The following is a 7,407-nucleotide window of genomic DNA, read 5'->3' as shown; positions in this document are numbered from 1 at the left end:
ATATCCGGCAAGATGGAGGCTGTCCATTTAACCACGGCTGCCCCGCCAATTCAGTGACCTGCCTCAGAGGCTGGTGATACCACCCCGGGCCCACAAAAAGTCGCACCGCCCACGGGGGCGGTGCGATTTGCGATCGAGCTGTTGCTGGCTCACTCCATCTTGACGGAGGAGGGGGCGTTGGACTCCTCCTGATCCCCTTCCTTGATCCAGGCATCGAGCAGGGTGTAACCCACCGCCAGCACCACAGGGCCGATGAACAGGCCGATGATCCCCATCGCCAGCAGGCCGCCGATGACACCGACCAGGATCAGGATCAGCGGCAAGTCGGCACCGCGCTTGATGAGGAAGGGGCGCAGGAAGTTGTCCAGGGTTCCTGCAAACAGTGACCAGACCAGCAAGAAGGTGCCCCAGGTGGTATCACCGCTCCAGTAGAGATAGCCGATGCAGGCCAACAGCACCGGGAAGGGGCCTATCTGGGCCACGATCAGCAGGAACATGACCACTACCAGGACCATGGTGTAGGGGATGCCGGCGATGAGCAGGCCGAGTCCGGCGACTGAGGATTGCACCAGGGCGGTTACCACCACCCCCATGGCGACGGCGCGGATCGCCTGGGAGGCGAGCACAGTGGCGTTGTCTCCCCGCTCACCGGCCAGACGGTGGGCGAAGCGGCGTATGCCGAGTGCGACAGTCTCACCCGAGTGGTAGAGCAGGCCGCAGATCCCCACGGTCAGCAGAAAGTGGACAAACAAGAGTCCCAGATTCCCGGCTTGAGAGGCGAGCCAGCGGGCCGTCTGGCCGAAATAGGGGGTCAATTTGGTGAACAACACCTGACCACCACTGGCCAGGATCTGCTGCCACAGCTCAAAGAGCTTCTCCCCCGCGAGTGGTATCTGCTTGAGCCAGAGTAGCTCGGGTGGCGGTGACTTGCTGATGGTGGTCGCCAGATCGATCAGCACGGGCGCCTTCTCGGCCACATTGGCCAGAGTCATGAACAGCGGGATCACGAAGATCAGCAGCAGCACCAGGGTCATGACGAAAGCCGCCAGGGCCCGTTTCCCCCACAGCAGACGCTGCATCATCAGCATCAGCGGCCAGGTGGCGATGGTGATCATGGTGGCCCACACCAGCGCAGGCAGGAAGGGGCGCAGCACCAGGAAGCAGGACGCGAGCAAGATGCTGAGAAACAAGACTCCCAGGGTGAGCTTGGCCAGATCCGGTTTCTTAATAATCATTGTGTTCCTTGCGTGGGGTTGAACCCCGATTGTGGTCGTCGGTCAGGGAGATAAGCCACCAGAGGCCATGGCTCAACCAGAGTCCCAAGAGTCCATAGAGTATCCCTTGCCCGCTCAGGATCAACAGGGAACTGGTGATCAATAACGGCAGACTGGCGCTGAGCAGCCCCAGCAGCAGGCAACCGGCCAGTGCGACAAAGCCGGTGAGCCAGGGGCGGCGGCGTGCCCGGTTGACCGGGATCCTGCTGCCAAGCAGCAGCGTCAGACTGACGATGCCGATGGCGGCGAGGGGAGGGGATTGCAGTGCGGCGGCAGCGACACCGGCCAGGCTGGCGAGGAGTAGCCAGGGCAGCTGGCGCTGTGCCAGGGGCAGCAGCCAGGGGCGCAGCAGCAGCAGGCAGAGACCGAGCAGCAGGCCGACCGCCACGTCCGAGATAAAAATGCACTCCAAGCCAGACGCGGGCCAGACCGGTGGCGCTCGCCAGCAGCAGGCTCAGCCCCCATGCCAGCCAGCGGTGTTTGGGCCAGGCCCAGCGCAGCAGTAGCCCCCAACCGAGCATGGCCGTGGCGGAGTGGCCGCTCGGCATACCGAAGCCGGATACGGCGCGCAGGGCGAGTTCAGGCTGAAAGTTGAAGGGGCGTGGCCAGCCAATGCCTATTTTGGTGAGCTGCACCAGCAGGCTTAGCCACAGCATGGCAAACAGCAACTGCAAGACTCTGTGCCAGCCGAGCAGGGGCAGCAGCAGAGGCACCAGTAACAGCAGGAAGGGGGCCGAACCGCTCAGATTGGCAAGTTGGAGCCAGAGATTGTGTGGGCCCAGAGCCGTTTGCAGCTGGCGTATCAGCGGCAGCTCCTGACGGTGCAGCGCATTGGCCTCAGCACTGAAGTCGGTCTGCCAACGCACCTCGCTATCGGGGATCTGGGCGAGATGGGGGAGCAGCCAGTCGAGTTGATCCGGGAAACGCCTCAGCACATGGGGCAGGGCACTGGGGGGCACCAGCAGCGCACTGAGCACCTCTCCATCTTTATTGGGGGCATGCAGCAGGGAGACCGCCCCCGTGCCCAGCTGCGCCACTATGGGGGTCAGGGTCTGGCAGGCAAAGAGTTCTGCCGACTGCCAGCGACCGAGAGAGGCGATGATCCGTCCCTCGAGACCGGTCTCCTCGAACAGCTCGCGCAGGGCCGTCTGGACCGGGGTCTCACCGGCATCGATATAGCCACCAGTGAGGCCGTAGCGGGACGAGACTCTGTCTTGCACCAACAACACTCTATCTTGCTGCTTGATGACGCACACGGCGCCCCGTGGCTTGGATTGTTCGGCCCAAAGCGGCGCGGCGAGGAGCAGGGTGAGTAGCAGGCAGCAAGCGTATCTGAGCATAGGAGTCCATTTCCAGGGGCAGTAGGATAAGCGTCACAGAAATCAGTGACTTGGGCAACGATTTCCGTTGCGTAACCGGCGTTGAATGCGGGTGGTTTCTCCCACCGAGATTGCTCTGGCGCGCGGCTGTGCCTACTATTGGCAGCTATCCTCACTCTCCATGTAGCAACCCTTGGGATCTCCTATGAAACAGTTCGGCTTCTATCTCGGCATCGGTCTCGGCGTCATCTTGGTACTGTTCGGCAGTATCGTCATCTGCCAGGCCCTGCCAGCGGCGCTGGATGTGTTAGAGATGCCGAGTCGCATCCCCTTCGTGCGCGAGGTCTACACCTGGCTGATGAGCAGTGCCAACGGGCTGACGGGTCAGCTGGAGCAGAACTTCCTGGAGGCATTCCAGACGGTGCTCAAGCTGATACTGCTCATCACCTTCATGTGGGTCTGCGTCAAGCTGGTCAACATGGGGGTGCTGATCATCCGCGCCGGGGTGGATCTTATCCGTACCGCCATCGAGCACAGCGAATCTGCGGTCGGCAAGGATAACGAGCAGGACAACCTCTACAAATAACCGGTGTCGGTGCAACGAAGAGGCCACCCCAGGGTGGCCTCTTCGTCATTGCGTATGATTGCCTCACTCTATGTTTGGCAGGGCGTCATCGGCGGTCTGGTTCAGCATCTCTTTGTAGCGGGTCTGCAAGGCCTGAAAAGCCGGGCCCTGACGCACCTTGTCGAGGGCCTGCTGCAACAGTGCCACCTCGGCCGGATCCACGGCGGGATTGAAGGCGAAGCAGTTATCCTGCTCGGCCAGAACCGCCACTGTGACGAACTGCTGGGCGGGATAGCCAAGCTGGCGGATCTGGTAGCGCAGCATGGTTTCGTTGCCTGCGACCAGATCGGTGCGAGACAGCAGCAACTGGCGCACTACCAGATCCATGCGCGGAACCGTCATCAACTGAGTCGGCGGCATACCACGATTGAGCAGTAACTGTTCGCCCACATCGGCCTGCATGGCCCCTATCTTGAGCGTGAGCAGATCGGCCCTGTGGCGGATCTGGGGCAGGTGATCGGCCCTGGCCATCAGCACTATGCGGGACCGGCTGATGGGGCAGACCCATTGCAGATGGTGCGCACGGGGTAAGGTGCGAGCCGTGGTGAGCAGTACGGCATCGGGCTGCTGGGTCAGCAGATACCAGGCTTGGGACCATGGCAGGAACTGGATTTGGGCCTCGTCTTGCCCCAACTCCTGCCACATCAGGCGCAATAACTCGACGCTGAAGCCGCCACTGTGTCCTTGTTCATCGACACCATTGAAGGGCAGATTCTGCTCGGAGTAGTAGGTCAGCGCCGTTGCTGGCGTACTGACCAGGGCGGCCAGCAATCCAAGCGAGACAAACAGTCGCACCATGAGCATCATCCCGGTATCAGTTCCTTGTCCAAGAGTGTAGGCCCAGGAGTGATGCTCTGGCGGTGAGCGCCAGAGCGAATCATTTCAACAGCTCTTCCAGTTCGGCTTCGGCCGCTGCGCGGGCGGCGGCCTGAGGGTCCTGAGTCGGCACTGCATTGCTGACCGCCTTGCTGGCGCTGTCGGTGGCCGCGTTGGTCTGAGCGCTGAGCGCCTTGCTGGCGCTGTCGGTGGCCGCTTTGGTCTGACTGCTGAGCGCTTGGCTAACGCTGTCGGTGGCCGCTTTGGTCTGACTGCTGACCGCTTGGCTGGCGCTGTCGGTGGCCGTTTTGGTCTGAGCGCTGACCGCCTTGCTGGCGCTGTCGGTGGCCGCTTTGGTCTGAGCGCTGAGCGCCTTGCTGGCGCTGTCGGTGGCCGCTTTGGTCTGAGCGCTGAGCGCCTTGCTGGCGCTGTCGGTGACTGCTTTGGTCTGATCGCTGACGGCCTTGTTGGCGGTCTCTGTCACCGATTTGCTCGCACCCTGCACGGCACCATTGAGCACCGTACTGGCGGAGCCGGTCATGGCCCCTTTGAGGACATCCGTGTTGGCATGTTGCCAGCCATCCATCTCGCTTGGCCAGCTCGGGGTCACCTGCCCCAGCTGTTCGCCAAATACCTCGACCACATCTCCCTTGAGCAGCTTGACCGCCATCTGATTGGTGTCCGAGTTCCAGACCAGACCGGCTTTCTGGGCCATGTCAGGCACCGGGGTATAGCGGGATACCACATAGAAGAGCGGCCCCTCCTGTTGCAGCTCGCCAGCGGTCTTGAGCAGGGCGACGGTGGTGTCGTAGTTGGGACCGAGCAGGGCCGTCATCCTGTCCTTGATGAGAGGCTGTTCGAACAGATTGACCTCATTGGGATCGAAGCCAACCAGGGGTTTGAGCAGGGCCCACATCAGCTGGCTGGAGGGACCCATCATCAGCAGGGGGGCGACACAGGCGGATAACATCAGGCTCAGGCAAGCGGCCTTGAGAAAGGTCATAATACGCATTGGGAGAGAATCCAAATAACGATTTGATAATTAAGGTAATCTCGGCCCAGTGAGGGCCAGGTTTCCAGGAGTTGTGGCGGCCACTTCCTGTACAGGGCGGCGCGGCGCTCGCAGGCTACCATATTGGTTCCGGAATGCCAGTTGGCCCGCGACTTATTAATCAAGTTTTCCCCCGCTCTGGTCGTCTGCAAGGGGTAACCAAGGAGTCGTTATGAAATCAGTCGGCATCATGCTGGCCCTGTGGGGCCTGAGTACTGTGGCGGTGGCCGAGCCAGTTCGTCATTCAACCCGGGCGGGCACGGATCTGTTGCTGCCGCTGGACATCACGACAGAGCGGATCTGCTGGTTCGCGGATCAGCGATATTCCCTCGGTGCCCGCATCCAGCAGGGGGGATCCTGGCTGGTCTGCGGCCCCATCAACAGCCAGGAGAGTAACGGCCCGCTGGCCTGGCGGCCTCTGCCGCAGGAGCCGAGTGACGAGGCGCAGCCCGGTGCGCAGATTGAGCGCATTCAGACTCCCCGCTGAGGCTTTTCTTGATCCAGTTAAAGACAGAGACCGGATGGCTATCGCATAATGCGCCCTCGCTCACAATTGGCATGGGACCCAAGACTATGGCTCGTCGCTCCTCAAATATTCAACGTCGTCGCAATAGTTGGTGGTACAAACGCCTGTTGGTCAGGGAACGGGAAGAGCGCGAAGCGCGGTCCGTTCGGGATTGAGACCGATTGATGAGAAACGGGAACCCCAGGGTTCCCGTTTTTTATTCATTCCGCCCGGGGATACGCGGCGGGCCAGCATGGCTGACCAGCCTGTCTGGGGGCATTGCTTGAAACGGGGCCAGCAGGCCCCGTTGTTATAGTGCATGGCGGCTTAGCGCCGCAGGGCAGCCAGTGCCAGCTCCACCCGCTTGGCATACTCGGGGTCGGCCTGCTCAAGGTGGCGGAGCTGGGCGACGACGATGGCGTCATCCTCCACGTTGATGAGGGAGCGTGCCATGTTGGCGGCGAGGCGAGCACGTTGCCCCTCGTCCATGATGCGGAACAGCTTGCCCGGCTGGCTGTAGTAATCGCTGTCATGGTCACGAAAATCGTAGTGCAAGGCAGCCCCTTCCAGACTCAGCGCCGGCTCGTGCTGCTCGCTCGGCTGCTGGGTACCGAAGCGGTTTGGCTGGTAGTTGGGGCTGGCGCCGCCATTGCTGTCGCTGCGCATGGCGCCGTCGCGATGGGCGCCGCTGAACGGACAGCGCGGGGCGTTGACCGGCAGCAGACCGTGGTTGACGCTAAGGCGGTAGCGCTGGGCATCACCATAGGAGAAGAGCCGTCCCTGCAACATGCGATCCGGCGAAAAACCGATGCCGGGCACCACGTTGGCCGGGGTGAACGCGGCCTGCTCCACGTGGGCGAAGTAGTTGTCCGGGTTCTGGTTCAGTTCCAGCATGCCGACCGGGATCAAGGGGTAGTCACTGTGGGGCCATACCTTGGTGAGATCGAACGGGTGCACCTTGCTGGTGTGGGCCTCGACCTCCGGCATCACCTGCACATAGACCTTCCAGCGCGGGAAGTCGCCCCGCTCGATGGCATTGTACAGATCGGCCTGGCTGGTTTCTCTATCCTGACCGACGACATTGGCCGCCTCTTCATCGGTGTAGAAGCTGTGGCCCTGCTCGCTCTTGAAGTGGAACTTGACCCAGTGCCGCTCGCCCGCGTCATTGATGAAGCTGAAGGTGTGACTGCCGTAGCCGTTCATCTCGCGCAGGCTCTTGGGAATGCCGCGGTCGCTGAACAAGATGGTGACTTGGTGCAGGGATTCCGGATGGCGTGACCAGAAGTCCCAGGCGGCGGTGGCGCTGCGCAGGTTGGTGCGCGGATCCCGCTTCTGGGTATGGATGAAGTCGGGGAATTTCAGTGGATCGCGGATGAAGAAGACCGGGGTGTTGTTGCCCACCAGATCCCAGTTGCCCTGCTCGGTATAGAACTTGAGGGCGAAGCCGCGCACGTCCCGTTCGGCATCGGCGGCGCCCTTCTCACCGGCGACGGTGGAGAAGCGCAGGAAGACCGGGGTCTGCTTGCCGACGGCGTTGAACAGGTCTGCCTTGCTGAATTGGCTGATGTCGTGGGTGACGGTGAAGGTGCCATAGGCGCCGGAGCCCTTGGCGTGCACTACCCGCTCGGGAATGCGCTCGCGGTCGAAGTGGGCGAGTTTCTCCATCAACCAGATATCTTGCATCAATACGGGGCCGCGCGGGCCGGCGGTCATACTGTTGTTGTTATCGACGACGGGGGCGCCGTTGGCGCTGTGCAGAGTCTTGTCGGTCATGGGCTATCTCCTTGTGATGATGGGCTCAATCTAGGGGACGCGCC

General features: G+C 61.9%; 6 protein-coding genes and 1 pseudogene. 2 read left to right on the top strand and 5 right to left on the bottom strand.

Annotated elements, in window-relative coordinates; translation table 11 throughout:
• Positions 1-149: 149 nt before the first annotated feature.
• Together ydiK and G113_RS07125 are read right to left on the bottom strand one after the other, a co-directional pair.
• The gene (gene ydiK, locus G113_RS07130) at positions 150-1,235 is read right to left on the bottom strand and encodes an AI-2E family transporter YdiK (protein ID WP_005897534.1); all 1,086 of its coding nucleotides are present in this window, start codon (positions 1,233-1,235) and stop codon (positions 150-152) included.
• A pseudogene (locus G113_RS07125) lies at positions 1,225-2,614 on the bottom strand (bifunctional NUDIX hydrolase/phosphatase PAP2 family protein). Before G113_RS07125 ends, ydiK begins: the two are co-directional and overlap by 11 nt.
• A 184-nt stretch (positions 2,615-2,798) precedes the next feature.
• On the opposite strand from G113_RS07125, the gene G113_RS07120 reads away from it, so the two are divergent.
• On the top strand, positions 2,799-3,179 hold the full coding sequence (locus tag G113_RS07120) for a hypothetical protein (RefSeq protein WP_005897529.1): 381 nt from the start codon (positions 2,799-2,801) through the stop codon (positions 3,177-3,179).
• A gap of 63 nt (positions 3,180-3,242) precedes the next feature.
• On the opposite strand, the gene G113_RS07115 is transcribed toward G113_RS07120, so the two are convergent.
• Positions 3,243-4,025 (bottom strand): substrate-binding periplasmic protein, encoded by a 783-nt coding sequence (locus tag G113_RS07115; protein ID WP_005897526.1) that lies wholly within the window; start codon positions 4,023-4,025, stop codon positions 3,243-3,245.
• Between the two features lie 70 nt (positions 4,026-4,095).
• Complete coding sequence (locus tag G113_RS07110; protein WP_005897523.1) at positions 4,096-5,046, bottom strand: hypothetical protein; 951 nt, start codon at positions 5,044-5,046, stop codon at positions 4,096-4,098.
• A 211-nt stretch (positions 5,047-5,257) separates the two neighbouring features.
• On the opposite strand from G113_RS07110, the gene G113_RS07105 reads away from it, so the two are divergent.
• On the top strand, positions 5,258-5,572 hold the full coding sequence (locus G113_RS07105; protein ID WP_005897520.1) for a DUF1496 domain-containing protein: 315 nt from the start codon (positions 5,258-5,260) through the stop codon (positions 5,570-5,572).
• Positions 5,573-5,917: 345 nt separating this feature from the next.
• Here G113_RS07105 and G113_RS07100 read toward each other — a convergent pair whose 3' ends face one another.
• Positions 5,918-7,363: a catalase gene (locus tag G113_RS07100; RefSeq protein WP_005897517.1), complete on the bottom strand. Its 1,446-nt coding sequence runs from the start codon at positions 7,361-7,363 to the stop codon at positions 5,918-5,920.
• Between the last annotated feature and the right edge of the window lie 44 nt (positions 7,364-7,407).

Origin of the sequence: Aeromonas molluscorum 848 (assembly GCF_000388115.1) — a bacterium.
Classification (GTDB): Bacteria; Pseudomonadota; Gammaproteobacteria; order Enterobacterales; family Aeromonadaceae; genus Aeromonas; species Aeromonas molluscorum.
The sequence above is the reverse complement of the archived record's forward strand: the minus strand, read 5'-3'. Positions and strand labels throughout refer to the sequence as shown.